Here is a 14929-nt window from a genome sequence, read left to right as displayed (position 1 = left end):
CCGGCTTCGCGCCCTGCGACTGCCCCGATCGCACGGTGTCGCACCGTCGAAGGACCGACTGGACATGACCCTTCCCTTCGGCTCAACATCCGGACCAATACGTCAAGATGAAGCCCTCGAGGTCATGCCATCGGGGGACGAGGGAGGACACGATGCTCGGATCGATGCAGGACTGGCCGCTGCTGTGCACCAAGATCATCGACCACGCGGCGCTGCTGCACCCGGGTCGGACGGTGCTGTCGCGCTCGGTCGAGGGGCCGATGCACGAGACGACCTGGGCCGAGATCCGCCGGCGCTCGCTCAAGGTCGCCAAGCGGCTGGACAGGCACGGTATTCGTCTCGGAGACCGGGTGGCGACGCTCGCCTGGAACACCTGGCGCCATCTCGAGGTGTGGTACGGCCTGCTCGGCCTCGGCGCGATCTACCACACCGTCAATCCGCGGCTCTTCCACGATCAGATCGTCTGGATCGTCAACGATGCCGCCGACCGGCTGCTGTTCGTCGACCTGACCTTCCTGCCGATCATCGAGAAATACATCGCCGAGATGCCGACGCTCGAGCAGGTGATCGTGCTGACCGACGCCGCGCACATGCCGGCGACGACGCTCCCCAACGCGGTTCCTTACGAGGACTGGATCGCCGAGGTCGACGAGGACTTCGCCTGGAAGGCCTTCGACGAGAACACCGCCGCCGGCCTCTGCTACACCTCGGGCACCACCGGCAACCCGAAGGGCGTCGTCTACTCCCACCGCTCCAACGTGATCCACGCCTTCCAGGCGGCGCAGGTCGACATGTTCGGCTGCGGCTCGCGCGACGTGATCATGCCGGTCGTGCCGATGTTCCACGCCAATTGCTGGTCGCTCGCCTTCACCGCGCCGATGGTCGGCGCGAGCCTCGTCATGCCGGGGCCGAAGCTCGACGGCGCCTCGATCCACGAGATGCTGGAGGTCGGCAAGGTGACGCTGACCGCCGCCGTGCCGACCGTCTGGCAGATGCTGTTGCAGCACATGGAGGCGAAGCAGGTCCGGCTCTCCACGCTGAAGCGGGTGATCATCGGCGGCGCCGCCTGTCCGCGCGCCATGACCGAGAAGTTCGAGAAGGTCTACGACGTCCGCGTCGCCCATGCCTGGGGCATGACCGAGACGAGCCCGCTCGGCACGATCTGTTCGCTGAAGCCCGAGACCGCCGACCTCGACCTCGAGGCGCGGCTCGATCTCCAGGTGAAGCAGGGCATTCCGCCCTTCGGCGTCGAGATGAAGATCACCGACGACGCGAACAACGAGCGCCCGCGCGACGGCCGTTCCTTCGGTCGCCTCAAAGTGCGCGGACCGGCGATCGCCGGCGGTTACTTCAAGGGCGCGGGCAAGGAGGCCTTCGACGCCGACGGCTTCTTCGACACCGGCGACGTCGCGACGATCGACCCGAACGGTTACATGCAGATCACCGACCGCTCCAAGGACGTCATCAAGTCCGGCGGCGAATGGATCTCGACGATCGATCTCGAGAATCTCGCCATCTCACACCCCGACGTGCTGGAGGCCGCGGTGATCGGCATCGCCCACCCGAAGTGGGACGAGCGGCCGCTGCTGGTGGTGGTGCCGAAGCCCGGCACCTCGCCGACGCGGGAGGGTTTGCTCGCGCACTACGAGGGCAAGATCGCCAAGTGGTGGATGCCCGACGACGTCGTCTTCATCGACGAGATCCCGCACACCGCCACCGGCAAGATCCAGAAGATGACGCTGCGCGAACGCTTCCGCGACTACAAGCTGCCGAGCGCGTGATCGGGGCGGCGGACCGCCGCCGCGCGGAACCGGGGACGGCCGGAGATTGTCGTCGACAGCCGCGTGCGGCCGGTGCAGGCTCCGGTGGATCGACATTCGCATGCGTCGCCGCCGGTCACCGGCGGCGCGCGGAGTTGCCTTCATGACGTTCGCCGCGCCGGCACCGCCCCACCGCTCCTCGCAATCCTCCCGAGCCGGCGGCGACCGGACCGGGGCTCGGGCGTCATGACGGCGGCACCGGACACGACCGTCGACGGCTCGCAAGGGCGGTGGACCGCGATCGCCGCCCGTCCGGTCGTCCGGGCGGGCGCGGTCGTCCTCTTCCTCGTCACGGTGATGGTGGTCCGCCGGCTGGTCGATCCGCGCGGCTTCTTCTTCCTCGAAGACGACGCCTGGTACTACCACCGGATCGCGCTCAACATCGCCCGCCACGGCTTCAGCTCCTTCGACGGGCTGGTCGCCACCAACGGCTATCATCCGCTCTGGCAGATGGTGATGGCCGGCGCGGTCTTCCTCTTCGACGTCGGCGTCCGCGGCGTGATCCTGTTGCAGCTCGCCCTGCTGGCCGCGGCGGTATGGATCTTCCTCGGCTCGCTGCGCCGGATCGGGCCGCTGCACCTCGCCCTCGTCGCACTCTTTCTGCCGCTGCAGGTCCAGGGCATCGTCGCCCACGGCATGGAGGTCGATCTCGCCTTCCTCGCCGTCGCGACGTGGTTCGTGGCGATGGCGCGCCATGCCGACGGACGCGACGGCGGCTCCGTCCACTGGCTCGGTGTGACCGTCGCGTTCTGCTTCCTGGCACGGATCGAGGCGATCGTCTTCGTCGCGCCGGGGGCCCTCCTCCTGGTGCGGTCGAACCGGGCACGCGCCGTGCTCCTCGCCGAGATCGTCGCGGTCGTCGGCCTCTACGGCGCGATCAACATGGCGCTCTTCGGCCTGCCGATGCCGATCTCCGGTGCGGTGAAGTCGCTCGGTGGGCTGCAATGGAACGCGGCGCTCGCCGAACAGCTCTTTCCCCTCGGGATCAGTCCGAAGAAGATCATCCAGGCGCAGCATGTCGGGCGGCAACTGCCGCCCTACGTCGCCGCCGCCGTGCTCGTCGCCGTCTTCGCCCGCCGCGACCGGCTGCTCGGCGCGATGGTCGCGTCGGTCGGCCTCGGCCTCGTCGTCTACTGGGGCAAGCTCTTCTTCTTCTCGTCGTGGCAGGTCTGGCCCTGGTACGACTTCCCGACGATCGTCGTCGTCCTCCTCCTGGCGGTGGCGGTCGACCGCGTCGCCGCGCGCCTGCGGACGGAACCGGGCCTACTCCCTCGCATCGCACGCCTCGGCGAGATCGTCCTCGCCGCCGGCCTCGTCGGCTTCGTCGGGGCGGCCGCCCATCGCGACGCCTGGCGGACCGGACCGGGCCTCGACACCGACTTCGAACGGATGAACGCCTTCGCGGCGGCGGAGGTGATGCGGCGGCTCGGCCCGGTGCCGATCGCCATGGGCGACCGCGCCGGCTCCTTCGCGGCGCTCCATCGCGGGCCGGTCGTCCAGCTCGAGGGTCTCGTCTCCGACAAGGCCCATCTCGCCGCGTTGCGGCCGGGCGCCGACCTCGAGGCCCGGCTGTGCGGCCTCGGCGTCCACCACGTGATCTCCTACCAGCACGATCTCGGCGACTACCGGGAACGCGACATCCCGGCGATCCGGCCGGAGCTCTCGGGCTACCGCTCGTCGACCTATCGCGCGCGGAAGGAGAACGAGGTCTTCGTCCTGAAGCGGCCCGACCTCTTCGACAATTCGGCGACCCGTGACGGCGATCCCGTCGTCTATCTCTGGGCGATCGACTGCGGCCGGGCGGCGCGGTGACCGTCAGCGACCGGCGATCGACGGCGAGAAGGTCATCAGGGCGAGGATCTCCAGCATGATCTGGGCGGCGGCCTGGGCGGTGTTGGTGGTGCCGTCGTATTGCGGCGCCACTTCGACCACGTCGCCGCCGATCAGGTTCACGCCGGCGAGCCCGCGCAGCAGATCGAGCGCCTCGCGTGTGGTCATGCCGCCGATCTCCGGCGTGCCGGTTCCGGGCGCGAAGGCGGGGTCGAGGCAGTCGACGTCGAACGAGAGATAGGTCGGTCCGTCGCCGACCACGGCGCGGGCCCGGGCGACGATCGCCTCGATCCCGAGTTTCGAGATCTCCTCGGCGTGGATCACCGTCATGCCGCTGTCGCGGGAGAATTCCCAGAGATATTCCGACGCACCGCGGATGCCGATCTGGATCGTCCGCGTCGGGTCGAGCACGCCGTCGAGCACCGCCTGACGGAACGGGCCGCCGTGGTGGAACTTGGTGCAGTCGAAGGGCCCGCCGGTGTCGCAGTGGGCGTCGAAATGGATCAGCCCGACCGGGCGTTCCCGCCCCAGCGCCCGCAGGATCGGCAGCGTCACCGAATGATCGCCGCCCGCCCCCAGCGGCGCGACGCCCGCGGCGACGATCTTCGCCACGTGGGCCTCGATGTCTTCGTGCGCCATGGCGAGGTCGAAGCGCGAGCGGAAGGGCACGTCGCCGATGTCGGCGACCTTCAGATCGCGGGTCGGAACGCATTTCAGCACGTGTTCGTAGGGCCCGATCCGCTCGATCGTGCGCATGGCGCGCGGTCCGAATCGGGCGCCGGAGCGGTTGGAGACGCCGAGATCCATCGGGATGCCGTAGAGCGCCACCTGCAGGTCGGCGAGGTCGGGCGTCGCCGGATCGACGGCACGGTGCGGTGCGGCGCACAGGGTCGAGATACCGGCATAGGGCGCCGCACGGGTGCCGGCGGCGTCGAACACCATGGCGGCGATGCGGGCGAAGGCCGGGTCGTGGATGGTGCCGCCGGCGGCATCGCCGTATTTCGCGCGCAGTCGCTCGAGATCGTCGGGAGTGAACATCGTCGCAGTCTCCGAATGCAGATGGGGGACGTCGCGGCCACCGCAGGGGGCGCGTCGCCCGCTCAGTCGGCCGCGAGGCGACCGGCGACCGCGGCGCGATAGATCCGCGCATAGTCGTCGGCCGTCAGCGGCCGGGCGTTGGTCTCCGACGAGGAGATGTCCTCGACCGCCTTCTCGCCGACCCAGGCGGCATCCGCCCCGTCGAGACCGAGGGCGGCGAGATCGCCGGGAATGCCCACCTCTGCCCGCAGTGCCATGATCCAGGCGAAGACGGCATCGAAGCCGGGTTCGGCGAGGCCGAGCCAGCGGCCGAGGCGGATCATCCGCTCCTCGATCGCCGGACGGTTGGCGAGGACGACGTAGGGAAGCAGCACCGCGTTGAGCAGGCCGTGGTGCAGTCCGTGGCGGGCGCCGAGCGGGTGGGCGAGCGCATGGACGCCGCCGAGGCCCTTCTGGAAGGCCACCGCCGCCATGGCGGAAGCGACCAGCATGCCCTCGCGCGCCGCGACGTTGCCGCCGTCTCGACAGGCGACCGGCAGGTGAAGGCCGACGAGGCGGATGCCCTCGAGAGCGATCGCCTCCGACATCGGATGCGCCAGCGGCGAGGTGAAGGCCTCGACGTGGTGGACCAGCGCGTCCATGCCGGTCGCGGCGGTCAGATGCGGCGGCAGGCCGACGGTGAGCAGAGGGTCGAGCAGCACGGCGAAGGCGAGCAGCTCGACGTGGGTGATCACGCGCTTGACGTGCTGCGCCTCGTCGACCAGCACCGCCTCGCGGCTCAGTTCGGACCCGGTGCCCGCCGTGGTCGGCACGACGATCAGGCGCGGCAGACCGAGGCGGGGAAAGTCCGACAGGGTCGGAAAGGCCTCGAGCGCCTTCGACCATTCGAAGGTCGCGAGCCGGTCGGGGCCTCCGGCGGCGAGTGCGATTCCCTTCGCCGCGTCGATGGCGCTGCCGCCACCGATCGCGACGACGAGATCATGCCCCTGCGCCGTGAAGGTGGCCGCACCGCGCGCCACGTCGGCGAAGGTCGGGTTGGCGCGGACGTCGGAAAAGACCGCCGAGCGCGGGAAGGCGGCCGCGAGATCGGCGGCGAGCGCGGCGAAGAACGGCAGTGCCGCGACACCCGGATCGGTGACGACCAACGGCGCTTCGCCGCCGGCGCGGCGGCACCAGGCGGCGAGATCGGCGGTCACACCCGCACCACAGACGATCTCGGTCGGATAGTTCCAATAGGTCGCAGTCGACATCGCTCCCCCTCGACCCGTTCGCGAGACATCGGTCGAGATGACCGTCCTTCCCATCGACGAACAAGCCGCGAGAGGAGATGCGAACATCGATGTTCAGCGATGCATCTCGCCCGAGAGATGCACCGTGCGCAGATCGTCGACGAAGGCGCGGGCGATCTCGGTCAGATGCCGGCGCTGGCGGGTGACGAGGTGGAAGGTCACCTCGTAGCGCAGCATCGCGGGGTTGAGCGCGGCGAGCAGCCCCTTCTCGACCAGCGGCGCCGCGAAGTGCTGCGGCAGATAGCCGAGGTGATGGCCGGAGAGCACCAGCATCGCCGTCGCCTCCATGTTGTCGGCGACGGCTCCGATGTGGCGCGGCATCTCGGTGAGCCCGGTCTCCGGCAACGGATAGCTGCGCCAGGCCCAGTCGTGGTCGTGGACCTCGGCCGGCGTCAGGTTGCCGGCGCGCTCGAACAGCGAATGGGCACTGCCGCAATAGGCCACCTGCCGCTCGATCAGCAGCGGCGTGAACTGCAGCGTCGGGGCGCGATGCCAGAAATAGCCGATCGCCACGTCGATCTGGCCGGCGAGCAGGCGCTCCTCGAGTTCCTGCGGCGAGCGGACGATGATCGAGATCTTCACCGCCTCGTCGCGACCGCGGAAGAGGGCGATCGCCTCGCTGACCCGGTTGATCTGGTCGAAGGGCGTCTGGCCGATCATGCCGATGCGCAGATTGCCGACCAGCTTGCGGTCGAGGTTGCGCGCCGCCATGCCGAAGTCGGCGACCGAACTCATCAGCGCCCGGGCGAGGTCGGTGAAGGCCTCGCCCTTGGGGGTCAGGCGGAAGCCGCCGCGGCCGCGTTCGCACAGGCGGAACCCCAGCCGCGTCTCCAGGGTCGCGAGCTGGGTGCTGATCGTCGACTGGCCGACGTTGAGCGTGGTCTGGGCGAGCGAGACGCCGCCGGCCTCGACCACCGCCAGGAAGACGCGCACCAGTCGCAGATCGAGGTCGCTCAGATTGCCCAGCATGCGGAGACCTCTCATATCGATGGAAATCGATGTGAAGGTTTTATTTTGGAAATTTGCGATGTCAACGAGATGCGCGATCGTCTCGATATCGGGGCCGAACGCCATCTCGGGGGAGATTGATGAAAACGACGCGATCCGCATCTTCCGGTTTCGACGCCGCCGTCGGAGCGCGTTCGGTTGCAGCCCGCGAGGCCGACCGGCAGGCCGTGCTCGAGGCCGCCGCGGCTCTGGTCGCCCGCTTCGGCTCGCACGACACCGAAGGCTATTTCGCCGCCTTCGCCGAGGACGCCGACTTCGTCTTCCACACGACGCCGGAGACGCTGCCGAACCGGGCCGCCTATCGCGCCCTGTGGTCGCGCTGGGAGGCGGAAGGCCTGCGCATTCTCGCCTGCCGCTCGATCGATCCGAGCGTCCGGCTCCTCGGCGACACGGCGGTCTTCGTCCACCGGGTCGAGACGTGCCTCGCCTTCGGCGCCGACGAACAGACGGCGAGCGAACGCGAGACCATCGTCTTCCGACGCGATGTGGACGGCCGCTGGCTCGCCGTGCACGAACATCTCTCGACCATCACCGCCTGATCCTCGCCCGAGGATCGTGTCGACCACGAACGAGGACCTGCCCATGACGTCGCAACCTGCCGCCCGGCTGCTGCCCGGTCTCTGCATCGACGGGGTCTGGGAGCCGGGCGAAGGCCCGGTGCTCGACATCGTCGATCCGTCGACCGAGGCGCTGCTGGCACGGGTCGCCGCCGCCGATGCGGCGGCGGTCGATCGCGCCGTGCGGGCGGCGAGGCGGGCGGCGCCGGCCTGGCGGCGGACCGCCCCCGACGAACGCGCCACGATCCTGCGGTCGGTCGCCCGGGCGATCGAGGCGTCGGCCGAGACGCTCGCCGCCATCCAGTGCGCCAACAACGGCAAGCCGCGCGGCGAGGTCGAGTTCGACATCGCCGACGCCGTCGCCACCTGGGACTACTACGCCGATCTCTGCACCGGCGAGCCCGGCCTCGCCGGGGCGCCGGTCGCCCTGCCCGACCCGGCCTTCACCGCCCGCGTGGTGATGGAACCGGTCGGCGTCATCGGCCTGATCGTGCCGTGGAACTTCCCCCTGGTCACGACCGCCTGGAAGCTCGCCCCGGCCCTGGCTGCGGGCTGCACGGTGGTGCTGAAGCCGTCGGAACTGACGCCGCTGGCGGAGAGCGAGCTCCTGCGCATCCTCCATGCGGCCGGCGTACCCACCGGCGTGGTGCAGATGGTGATCGGCACCGGCGCGGAGGTCGGGGCGGCGCTGGCGGCCCATCCGCTGGTCGACAAGGTCTCCTTCACCGGCTCGACGGCGGTCGGGCGCACGATCATGGCGACGGCCGCGACCGACATCCGCCGCGTCGGCCTCGAACTCGGCGGCAAGTCGTCGCTGATCGTCTTCGACGACGCCGACCTCGACCTCGCCGTCGATCTGGCGGTCAAGGGCGCCTTCTTCAACGCCGGACAGATGTGTTCGGCGACCTCGCGCGTCCTCGTCCAGCGCGGCCTCGCCGATCGCTTCGTCGCGCGCTTCGTCGCCGCGACCGAGGCACTCGTCGTCGGCGGGCCGTCGGAGGGCGCCGACGTCGGCCCGCTGATCGGCCGGGCGCAACGCGACCGGGTCGAGGCGCTGGTCGAACGCGGGATCGCCGAGGGCGCACGCGTTCTCGTCGGCGGCGCCCGTCGACCCGGGCCGGGCTGGTTCTGGCTGCCGACGATCCTGACGGACGTCGCCGCGACGAGTGCGCCTTGGCGCGACGAGATCTTCGGGCCGGTCGCCTGCGTCCGCGTCTTCGACGACGAGGCGGAGGCGACGGCACTCGCCGAGGACACGATCTACGGGCTGGTCGCGAGCGTCGTGACCGCCGATGCGGCACGCGCCGACCGGATCGCCGAGGCGCTGGGCGTCGGCATGGTCTGGGTCAACGCCCCGCAGGTGATCTTCCCCGCCACAGCCTGGGGCGGGTTCCGGCAGAGCGGCATCGGCCGCGAGCTCGGACCCTGGGGGCTTCGCGCCTTCCAGGAAGTCAAACATGTCGTATCGGCCGTGCCGACACGCTGAACGCATCATCACGGGACATCGACGGAGGGCATCATGGCGGTTGGCGAGGCAATGATCGAAGCGGGTCGAGGGACCCGGCCGACGGGGATCGAACGACGTTCGATCGACTATGTGCCGGCGAGCGAGCGGCACGGCAAGGTCGCCGACCAGGGACCGTTCTGGTTCCTCGGCAACTTCCAGTTCTTCACCATCGCCATCGGCTTCGTCGGCCCGTCGATGGGCCTGTCGCTCGCCCACACCGCGCTCGCCGGGGCGATCGGCATCCTGTTCGGCACGCTGTTCATGGCGTTCCACGCCTCGCAGGGCGCCGAACTCGGCCTGCCGCAGATGATCCAGTCGCGGGCGCAGTTCGGTTACCGCGGCGTCGTCGTGGTGCTGATCGGCACGCTCGTCACCTTCGTCGGCTTCAACGTCGTCGATTCCGTGCTGATCTCGACCGGCCTCAACGGCATCTTCGGCTGGGACGCGACGACGGTCGTGCTGGTGATCACGGTGATCGCGACGCTTCTGGCGATCTACGGCCACGACTGGCTGCATCTGATCTTCAAGATCTGCTTCGTGGTGTCGCTGCCGCTCTATCTGGTGCTGACCGGGGCGATCCTGACGGGGCATGCCGGCGGGCAGGCACCGTCGGACTCGAGCTTCACCTGGGTCGCCTTCGTCGCCCAGATCGCGGCCGGCGCCAGCTACAACATCACCTACGCGCCCTATGTCTCGGACTATTCGCGCTATCTGCCGCGCGACACCAGGCCGTCGTCGATCATCGCGGCGGTGATGGTCGGGGCGTCGTCCTCGGCGATCTGGCTGATCGCGCTCGGCGCCTGGCTCGCCACCCGTCTCGGCGCCTCCGACGGGCTCGTGGCGCTGCATCAGGCCGGCGACGCGATCGCCCCCGGCTTCGGCTCGGTGATCGCGCTCGCCTCGATCGCGGCGCTGGTCGCCACCATGGGGCTCAACGCCTACAGCGCCATGCTCACCATCCTGACCGGGGTCGACGCGCTGCGGAAGGTTCATCCGACCCGCGCCTCGCGCATCGTCACCATCGTCGTGACGGCGGTGCTGTGGACCGGGCTGTCGCTCGCCGTCAGCTCCGACGCCATCGCCCTGCTCTTCGCCATGCTGACGGTGATGCTCTACCTGCTGGTGCCGTGGACGGCGATCAACCTCGTCGACTACTTCGTCGTCCGGCGCGGTCGCTACGCCATCACCCACATGTTCACCACCGGCGGCATCTACGGCAGTTGGGAGTGGCACGGGCTCGTCGCCTATGCGGTCGGCTTCGCCTCGACCATCCCGTTCTTCGTCCTCGCCGGCTTCTTCACCGGCCCGGCGGCGGAAGCGCTGGGCGGCGTCGACATCGGCTGGCTGGTCGGTCTGGTCGTCGCCGGCGGCGTCTACTGGTTCCTGACCCGCGGCGTCGACCGGACGGCCGAAGACGCCGCGATCCGCGAGAGCGAGGCCGAGCTGCGCGAGATCGAGGCCCAGCCGGCGGTGCACCACTCGACCGTCCCGGTCGGCTCCGACACCTGGGAATGATCACGCCACGACGGCGACGCATCGATCGCGACCGATGAGACGTCACGGGCCCCTTCGCCGGCGAGGGGGCCCGTGATCGCGTCCGGCGGGACGCCGCGGTGTCGCGGCACGATACGTAAGGATTCCGACGACGTGGCCTCGGCGGCGGTATGCCGGTAAAGGTGTGCCGTCTTGGAACAGATCACCCCGAGCTCGCGACCATGGACTTCGACGACACGCTGCGCATGATGATCGGCCCGCTGATGGCGGTGACGATCGCCGTCGCCATCCTGGGCCACCCCGGAAGGGCGACGCCGATGCAGGCCCCGCGCATCACCGCCGAGGCGGCGGCGCTGTGGCAACACGCCTGGAACGAGGCCGCGCCGATGCTCCAGTCGGGCAACTGACCGACCGCCGTCACTCCCCGAAGGTCGCCGCCATCTCGGCCGCGGCGGCGACGAAGACCGGCACCAGCGACACCGCCTTGTCGAGGCTCATCCGCGCCGTCAACGCGTGGCAGGCGATGGCGGCGAAGACCCGCCCGCGCGGATCGCGCACCGGCACCGCGACCGCCACCAGACCACTCAGGAACTCCTCGTCGTCGACGGCGTAGCCCTGGCGGGCGATCGTCTGCAACTCGCGTTCGAGCACCGCGCGGTCGACGATCGACTTCGGCGTCTCCCGCGTCAGCGTCAGACCGTCGAGGATGCGGTCGCGCTTCGCCTTGGGCTGGGTGGCGAGCAGCAGTTTGCCACTCGCCGTGCAGTGGAGCGGCACGCGCGAGCCGGGTTCCAGCGACAGACGCAGCGGCCAATGGGTCTCGACGCGGTCGAGATAGACCACACCCTGCCCCGACAGGACGGTCAGGTTGCAGGTCTCGCCGACCCGCTCGACCAGGTCGGCGAGGATGCGATGGCGCGCCGCCGAGGCGCCCGACTGGCGCACGATGCCGAGACCGAGACGCTGCATGCGTGGGGAGAGGGTGAACTTCTTCGAACCGCCCTCGCGCTGGACGAAGCCCTCCTCCTCCAACCGGTGGCAGAGGCGATGCGCCGTCGCCTTGGGCAGGCCGATCTCCAGCGCGACGTCCGTCACCGTCGCCGAACCGCCGTTCTCCACCAGGAACTCGAGCACTTCGAGGGCGCGGGCAACCGCCGGTCGCTTCGCTCGCCCGGCCTGCTCGCGCTGATCATCGGTGCCTGCAACCACGTCGAGATCACCCACCTCGTCACCCTCCACTGCGCGTCCCGAATTTCCGAACACGGATCGAGATTCGTCGCCATGATTGCATGTTTTCCCGTTAAACGGAACAGATAATTGCGTTTAATCGATTGACTCGAAGATCGTTGATCGTAATTCTACGCATCGAGAGGTCGCCGATCGAAGCGACCCCGCTGGGGAGGTCCTCGTGGATCGAGAGGTTTACGATTTCGTCGTCGTCGGCGCCGGATCGTCCGGCTGTGCGCTCGCCGCGCGCCTGAGCGAGAACGGACGCCACACCGTCGCCCTGCTCGAGGCCGGGCCGCGCGACACCAATCCATGGATCCACGTTCCGATCGGTTACGCCAAGACGATGTGGAACGAGCGGGTGAACTGGTGCTTCCGCACCGAGCCCGATCCCGGCATGCACGATCGCCGCATCTACTGGCCGCGCGGCAAGGTGCTCGGCGGCTCGTCGTCGATCAACGGCCTGATCGCCATCCGCGGCCAGCGCGAGGACTACGACCGCTGGGCCGAACTCGGCAACGAGGGCTGGTCCTTCGCCGACGTCGAGCGTTACTTCGTCCGCCTCGAGAGCAACGATCTCGCGGGCCGCGAACCCGGCCACGGCGCCGACGGTCCGCTCAGCGTGTCGAGCATCGGCGCCCGCCACGAGCTGATCGAGGCGGTCATCGGCGCCGGCGAGAAGCTCGGCATCCCGCGGACGCGCGACTTCAACGGCGTGAAGCAGGAAGGCGTCGGCTACTACCAGCTGACCACCCGCAACGGCCGGCGCTGTTCCACCGCACAGGCCTATCTCAAGCCCGCCCGCCGCCGCGCCAACCTGCGCGTCGTCACCGAGACGCGGGCCGAACGGGTGCTGATCGAAGACGGCCGCGCCGTCGGCGTCGTCTGTTCCTCGAACGGCCGGCGCTTCGAGATCGGCGCGCGGCGCGAGGTGATCCTGTCGGCCGGCGCGCTGCTGTCGCCGCAGCTGCTGATGCTCTCCGGCATCGGCGACGGTGCGGAACTCGCCCGCCACGGCATTCCGGTCCGCGTCGATCGCCCGGCGGTCGGCAAGAACCTGCAGGACCACCTCCAACTCCGCCTGATCTACGAGGTGAAGCGGCCGATCACCACCAACGACCAGCTCCGCAGCCTCGTCGGGCGGGTGTCGATCGGTCTGCAGTGGCTGCTCACCCGCACCGGACCGCTCGCGGTCGGCATCAATCAGGGCGGCATCTTCACCAGGGTGCTGCCGGAATCGACGCGGCCGGACGTGCAGTTCCACGTCGCGACCCTTTCCGCCGACATGGCGGGCGGCACGCCGCACCAGTTCTCCGGCTGCACGCTGTCGGTCTGTCAGTTGCGGCCCGAGAGCCGCGGCGAGGTGAAGCTCGCCTCGGCCGATCCGCTCGCGGCACCGCTGATGTATGCCAACTATCTCTCGACCGAGACCGATCGGCGCTGCGCCAAGGCGGCCCTCGCCTTCGCCCGCAGGCTGGCGTCGACCGAGCCGCTCGCCGGCGAGCTGGTGCGCGAGCATCTGCCCGGCCCCGCCGCCGTCACCGACGACGACCTGCTCGAATTCGCCCGCGAATACGGCGCGACGATCTTCCACCCGAGCGGCACCTGCCGGATGGGCGTCGATGCCGACGCCGTCGTCGACCCGCGCCTCAGGGTGCGCGGCGTCGCCGGGCTGCGCGTCGTCGATTGTTCGATCATGCCCGAGCTGGTCTCGGGCAACACCAACCTTCCCGCGGTGATGATCGCGGAAAAGGCATCCGACATGATCCTGGAAGACCTGAACTCATAAAAAACGGAGGGAGGAAACATGTCGACGAAACCAGACAAGGGGGAAATGAGGAAGGTAGTCTTTGCCAGTCTGATCGGTGCGACGATCGAGTGGTACGACTTCTTCCTCTACGGTGCGGTCGCAGGCATCGTCTTCAACAAACTCTTCTTCCCGGCGAGCGACCCGGTGGTGTCGATCCTGCTGGCCTACACGACCTTCGCCATCGGCTTCGTGGCGCGACCGCTCGGCGGTCTCGTCTTCGGCCATCTCGGCGACAAGACGGGGCGCAAGAGCGTCCTCGTGGCGACGCTGATGATCATGGGCGTCGCCACCATGCTCGTCGGCTTTCTGCCGACCTACGATCAGATCGGCATCCTCGCGCCGATCCTGCTGGTGATCCTGCGTCTGGCGCAGGGCATCGGGCTCGGCGGCGAGTGGGGCGGCGCGGTGCTGATGACCTACGAATACGCCGCACCCGAAAAGCGCGGCTTCTACGCCTCGATCCCGCAGATCGGTCTGGCGATCGGCCTGTGCCTGTCGTCCGGCGTGGTGGCGCTGCTGTCGCGTCTGCCCGACAAGGACTTCCTGTCCTGGGGCTGGCGCATCGCCTTCATCGCCTCGTTCCTCCTGGTGCTGGTCGGTCTCTACATCCGTGTGAAGATCGTCGAGACGCCGGAGTTCCGGAAGGTCAAGGAACAGAACGCCGAGGTGAAGGTCCCCGCCGCCGAGATGATGCGGCTCTATCCCGGCAACGTGTTGCTCGGCATGGGCGCCCGCTACATCGACGGCGTGTTCTTCAACGCCTTCGCCGTCTTCTCGATCGTCTACCTGACCCAGCTCGCGCCGGTGAAGGTGTCGCGCGAGGTGGCGCTGTGGGGTGTCTCGGCCTCGGCGCTGGTGATGGTGGCGACGATCCCGTTCTTCGGCTGGGTCTCCGACAAGCTCGGGCGCCCGAAGACCTACGCGATCGGATCGGCACTGCTGGCGCTCTCGGCCTATCCCGCCTTCGTGCTGCTCGGCTCGGGTGATCCGGTCCTGATCTTCGCCGCGCTGATCATCCCCTTCGGCGTGATCTACGCGATGTGCTACGGCCCGGAGGCCGCGCTCTTCGCCGATCTCTTCGATCCGCGCGTGCGCTACAGCGGCATCTCCTTCGTCTATCAGTTCTCCGGCATCTTCGCCTCGGGACTGACGCCGATCATCGCCACCTATCTGATCGAGGCCAACGGCAAGCAGCCCTGGTACCTGATCGGCTACGTGGTCTTCGCCGCGCTCGTCTCGATGCTCTCGGCGCTGGCGATCCTCAAGCGGCAGACGGTCGGCTACGGCCAGCTGCAACGGGCGACCTGAGCCCGCCCCGGACGTGGGGCGCAGGCCATGGCCGGCCCCAC

At 69.2% G+C, this 14929-nt stretch carries 12 protein-coding genes; 8 read left to right on the top strand and 4 right to left on the bottom strand.

Annotation, left to right across the window (positions count from 1 at the left end; all coding sequences use genetic code 11):
- Positions 1-152 precede the first annotated feature (152 nt).
- Both ACT541_RS07120 and ACT541_RS07115 read left to right on the top strand, forming a co-directional pair.
- On the top strand, positions 153-1781 hold the full coding sequence (locus tag ACT541_RS07120) for a long-chain-fatty-acid--CoA ligase (protein ID WP_476135415.1): 1629 nt from the start codon (positions 153-155) through the stop codon (positions 1779-1781).
- A gap of 225 nt (positions 1782-2006) precedes the next feature.
- A complete protein-coding gene (locus tag ACT541_RS07115) occupies positions 2007-3632 on the top strand; it encodes a hypothetical protein (RefSeq protein WP_476135413.1) in 1626 nt (541 codons plus the stop codon).
- A gap of 3 nt (positions 3633-3635) precedes the next feature.
- Here the strand turns inward: ACT541_RS07115 and speB are convergent, their stop codons facing one another.
- From speB to ACT541_RS07100, 3 genes are all read right to left on the bottom strand, one after another.
- Positions 3636-4688: an agmatinase gene (gene speB, locus ACT541_RS07110; RefSeq protein WP_476135412.1), complete on the bottom strand. Its 1053-nt coding sequence runs from the start codon at positions 4686-4688 to the stop codon at positions 3636-3638.
- A 62-nt stretch (positions 4689-4750) separates the two neighbouring features.
- On the bottom strand, positions 4751-5938 hold the full coding sequence (locus tag ACT541_RS07105; protein ID WP_476135411.1) for an iron-containing alcohol dehydrogenase: 1188 nt from the start codon (positions 5936-5938) through the stop codon (positions 4751-4753).
- 93 nt (positions 5939-6031) lie between these two features.
- Positions 6032-6946: a LysR family transcriptional regulator gene (locus ACT541_RS07100; RefSeq protein ID WP_476135410.1), complete on the bottom strand. Its 915-nt coding sequence runs from the start codon at positions 6944-6946 to the stop codon at positions 6032-6034.
- A gap of 119 nt (positions 6947-7065) precedes the next feature.
- On the opposite strand from ACT541_RS07100, the gene ACT541_RS07095 reads away from it, so the two are divergent.
- The 4 genes from ACT541_RS07095 to ACT541_RS07080 all read left to right on the top strand — a co-directional run bounded on the left by ACT541_RS07095 (position 7066) and on the right by ACT541_RS07080 (position 10950).
- Positions 7066-7524: a YybH family protein gene (locus tag ACT541_RS07095; RefSeq protein WP_476135409.1), complete on the top strand. Its 459-nt coding sequence runs from the start codon at positions 7066-7068 to the stop codon at positions 7522-7524.
- 43 nt (positions 7525-7567) lie between these two features.
- The gene (locus tag ACT541_RS07090) at positions 7568-9028 is read left to right on the top strand and encodes an aldehyde dehydrogenase family protein (protein WP_476135407.1); all 1461 of its coding nucleotides are present in this window, start codon (positions 7568-7570) and stop codon (positions 9026-9028) included.
- A 33-nt stretch (positions 9029-9061) separates the two neighbouring features.
- Positions 9062-10564 carry a purine-cytosine permease family protein gene (locus tag ACT541_RS07085; RefSeq protein ID WP_476135405.1) on the top strand — a complete coding sequence of 501 codons (1503 nt, stop codon included), beginning with the start codon at positions 9062-9064 and terminating at the stop codon, positions 10562-10564.
- A 200-nt stretch (positions 10565-10764) separates the two neighbouring features.
- Positions 10765-10950, top strand: coding sequence for a hypothetical protein (locus tag ACT541_RS07080; RefSeq protein WP_476135404.1), 186 nt, complete (start codon positions 10765-10767; stop codon positions 10948-10950).
- Positions 10951-10960: 10 nt separating this feature from the next.
- On the opposite strand, the gene ACT541_RS07075 is transcribed toward ACT541_RS07080, so the two are convergent.
- On the bottom strand, positions 10961-11767 hold the full coding sequence (locus tag ACT541_RS07075; protein ID WP_476135402.1) for an IclR family transcriptional regulator: 807 nt from the start codon (positions 11765-11767) through the stop codon (positions 10961-10963).
- Positions 11768-11951: 184 nt separating this feature from the next.
- Between ACT541_RS07075 and ACT541_RS07070 the strand changes: the two genes are divergently transcribed.
- Positions 11952-13559: a GMC family oxidoreductase gene (locus tag ACT541_RS07070; protein WP_476135400.1), complete on the top strand. Its 1608-nt coding sequence runs from the start codon at positions 11952-11954 to the stop codon at positions 13557-13559.
- A gap of 45 nt (positions 13560-13604) precedes the next feature.
- Positions 13605-14888, top strand: coding sequence for an MFS transporter (locus ACT541_RS07065; RefSeq protein WP_476135398.1), 1284 nt, complete (start codon positions 13605-13607; stop codon positions 14886-14888).
- Positions 14889-14929: the final 41 nt, after the last annotated feature.

The sequence above is a fragment of the Pinisolibacter sp. DMC100 genome, assembly GCF_056313705.1.
This window is presented reverse-complemented; position numbering and strand designations above follow the sequence as displayed.

What these genes read in the sequence shown, in the direction of transcription:
- ACT541_RS07100 (WP_476135410.1), bottom strand. Translation starts at nt 6,946, where the DNA reads ATGCTGGGCAATCTGAGCGACCTCGATCTGCGACTGGTGCGCGTCTTC.
- ACT541_RS07080 (WP_476135404.1), top strand. Translation starts at nt 10,765, where the DNA reads ATGGACTTCGACGACACGCTGCGCATGATGATCGGCCCGCTGATGGCG.
- speB (WP_476135412.1), bottom strand. Translation starts at nt 4,688, where the DNA reads ATGTTCACTCCCGACGATCTCGAGCGACTGCGCGCGAAATACGGCGAT.
- ACT541_RS07105 (WP_476135411.1), bottom strand. Translation starts at nt 5,938, where the DNA reads ATGTCGACTGCGACCTATTGGAACTATCCGACCGAGATCGTCTGTGGT.
- ACT541_RS07115 (WP_476135413.1), top strand. Translation starts at nt 2,007, where the DNA reads ATGACGGCGGCACCGGACACGACCGTCGACGGCTCGCAAGGGCGGTGG.
- ACT541_RS07090 (WP_476135407.1), top strand. Translation starts at nt 7,568, where the DNA reads ATGACGTCGCAACCTGCCGCCCGGCTGCTGCCCGGTCTCTGCATCGAC.
- ACT541_RS07065 (WP_476135398.1), top strand. Translation starts at nt 13,605, where the DNA reads ATGAGGAAGGTAGTCTTTGCCAGTCTGATCGGTGCGACGATCGAGTGG.
- ACT541_RS07095 (WP_476135409.1), top strand. Translation starts at nt 7,066, where the DNA reads ATGAAAACGACGCGATCCGCATCTTCCGGTTTCGACGCCGCCGTCGGA.
- ACT541_RS07120 (WP_476135415.1), top strand. Translation starts at nt 153, where the DNA reads ATGCTCGGATCGATGCAGGACTGGCCGCTGCTGTGCACCAAGATCATC.
- ACT541_RS07085 (WP_476135405.1), top strand. Translation starts at nt 9,062, where the DNA reads ATGGCGGTTGGCGAGGCAATGATCGAAGCGGGTCGAGGGACCCGGCCG.